The organism is Streptomyces sp. NPDC048606, from assembly GCF_040650855.1.
In the GTDB taxonomy this organism is placed as follows: Bacteria; Actinomycetota; Actinomycetes; order Streptomycetales; family Streptomycetaceae; genus Streptomyces.
On the sequence record NZ_JBEZIB010000098.1, the window covers coordinates 1 to 2662 of the forward strand.

The 2662-nt window shown below is 65.0% G+C and carries 1 protein-coding gene; it reads right to left on the reverse strand.

Annotation, left to right across the window (positions count from 1 at the left end; translation table 11 throughout):
* Nucleotides 1-217: 217 nt before the first annotated feature.
* Nucleotides 218-1060 carry a hypothetical protein gene (locus AB0D01_RS39610; RefSeq protein WP_363064270.1) on the reverse strand — a complete coding sequence of 281 codons (843 nt, stop codon included), beginning with the start codon at nt 1058-1060 and terminating at the stop codon, nt 218-220.
* Nucleotides 1061-2662: the final 1602 nt, after the last annotated feature.

The following is a 2662-nucleotide window of genomic DNA, read 5'->3' on the forward strand; positions in this document are numbered from 1 at the left end:
CCGCCGGCCCGCGCCCGGGCGCCCCCCGGCGGCCGGCCGGCGGCCGGCGGCCGGCGGGCGGCGGGCGGCCGGCGGCGGAGGCCGGCGGCGGCGGAGGCCGGCGGCGGCGGAGGCGGCCGGCGGGCGGCGGGCGGCCGGCGGGCGGCGGCCGGCGGCGGCAAAGCACAAAGCGGCGGCGGGAGTCCAGGGCTCCCGCCGCCGCTTCACTCTCGAACGCCTACCGCTTCCGCTGACGCCTGATCTCCCGCTTCACCGACTCCTCAGTGACCGGACGATCAAGCATCGCCTCAAGCTCTCGCGCCAGTAGCGCAGGATCACTGATCCCCGGGTACAGCTGCCGCACACCAGCAGCAAGGGACATCCGCAGCGTTCCGGCACTCGGGGCGGCGCTCGGCTCCGACACCCTGACAGACACCGTGCCACCCGAAGGACTCGTGGCCGGCAAGGACCGCGCGGCGACAGGTACCGAGGACAGCGCGTGCACGGGACCCAACCCGGGGGCGACCGAAGACTTCATGGGGGACACAGCGTGAACTGCCGTCCACACATCCTGGCGCATCGCACGGCGTGCATGCTGCCCCCACAGCACCCAGACAAGCACGGCGAAGGACCGGTGCCGCAGCGCGAAAGCCACCTCGAAGGCCACAGGGGCCGCGCCCAGGACCACGGCGACCATCCACGATCCACCCTCCATGGTGGCGCCGTGCGTCGCGCTGACGGCGGCCGACAGGCCAACCGCAAGTAGAAGCACCAGTTGCGCCCCAGCAGCCGTGTGGGGCTGGTGGCGCCGCTCGTAGACCATCAACCCGGCGACGATGGCAGGAAGGTCGAGCACGAGAAAGGCCAGCACGGCGACAGGCGTGGGCACGTGCGCCGCAGTCATCAGGTGTGTCAGGGACCAAGCCGAGATGGCCATGCCCGCCACGCAGAGAATGCCGATCGCGGCATCCGCAACCGTCGAGACAAAGGCTCGGCGGTTCGGCGCGGGCATCGCCGGGATACGTGCCGCGGTGGCCGGTTCCGGCGTCTGAGAAGGTGCAAGCCCGATACTCTGGGCCATAGGAATCCTCCTGCTTGAGTCAGGTTGATTTCAGGGCCTCGAAGGTGGTGACACACCCTCGGGGCCCGTTCGGTTGGTAGGGCACATGCCCTTCTACACAGGCCGCACAACTCGCCGGCGGTGTGCTTCCTCAGATGTCATACGCAACGGAAGCTTCGCCCTTCGATCCGGGTTGACCGGAGGGTCAGTCAGTGCCGTTGCAACGAGCTCACGAAGACGCGGGTTAGCCGTCCAGTAGTACCTAGCGTTGATCCTGAAGCCAGCGCCCTCGACCTCAATGAGCAGCGCCAAATCACACAAACGTCGCACTGCTTCATAGACTGTCGACTCAGAGACCGCCAGTGCGACCGCCGCGTCTTCAGCAACAACCGGTAGCGGGGTAAACAGGGCTCCAGACGCCTCCAACCAGTCCAGCAGGGCTCGCTGAGCCCCTGTCAGTTTCAGGCTGTAGATGGGCGGCATAGCAAGTTCTTGCACGTCAAAAGCTTCCATCATCACACCTCATCCGTGGCACCAGTTGCCCGGCGACGTCCTCTCGTACGGGGCGGACGCAACGGGGTCGGCTCTTCAACCTCGGCGCTCCGGCCTGCCCTCTCAAGCGCCTTGGCATCTCTCTTGAGTGCTTTCGCATCCATCGTGACACGCGGCGGTTCCATGCGCCGGCACGCCCTTGCTTGCATGTAGCCCGACCCCTCCCAGTAGCGAAGCGGGGTCAGTTGGTATGAGCCTCCGCGTGGGGTCGGCTTCAGCAGCAGCCCCAACTTCACCAACCGAGCGAGAGCAGACTTGACCGTCGTTGCTGTCGCTGCGATGTCCGCTGCAATCTCGTCAAGCTTGACCTTGATCGCCATCGAGGCACCGCCATGCTCACGGATCCAGTCCAAGACTGACCACTCCGCGCCCGACAGTCCCAAGCTGTAGAGGGGGACTTCAGCCCCCAAGGACTGGAGGCTGTATCCATTTCCCTCGAACTGATGGCCTACTTTGGGGCTCTGCTCAGTCAGTGTGCCGTTCTGCTCATCGAGTACGGAGTAGCGCTTAGCTCGGGGCATGTTCGAACTCCCAGCTAAGGGAGGTTTTTTCCACCCTTAGCTCCGAAATAACCGACGTTGTGATGCAAACCTACAGCTCATGATCCGGAACAACAAGTTACCTGTTGGCGTGTCGAGCAACGCTCTCAACTCCCTACCCGGTCTCTCCAGCGCCAACGGTCCGGCCTTGCAGATGGTTGTGCTCTCCGGGTGTTAAGGGTGGTTTTTTCGGACCGTAAGGGCAGGTTTTTCCACCCTTATTTCGGCGTTTTCGCAGGTCAGAGGCAGCTTCTATACTCTGTCAGTTACGCACGCGAATATCACTTACCTAACTGAATGTCAAATCCGACTCGGGACCCCTGAATTGGTCCAGGAGAGCCTTGTAGCTCCGCCCTTGAGGTTTTCCCTCGGCCCTGAGGGAACCTCAGCCTAATGGCCCGTCAAACCCCTTCTGGGGCCCGTTGCCGTCCGGAGCGAAGCGGAGGACTTGCTCCCTTCGCTTCCTGGAGCGAAGCGAAGGGAAAGGTGGGCGCTGCGCGCCCACCTTCAGGGCAGCCGGCCGCGCAGCGGC

What these genes read in the sequence shown, in the direction of transcription:
- AB0D01_RS39610 (WP_363064270.1), bottom strand. Translation starts at nt 1,060, where the DNA reads ATGGCCCAGAGTATCGGGCTTGCACCTTCTCAGACGCCGGAACCGGCC.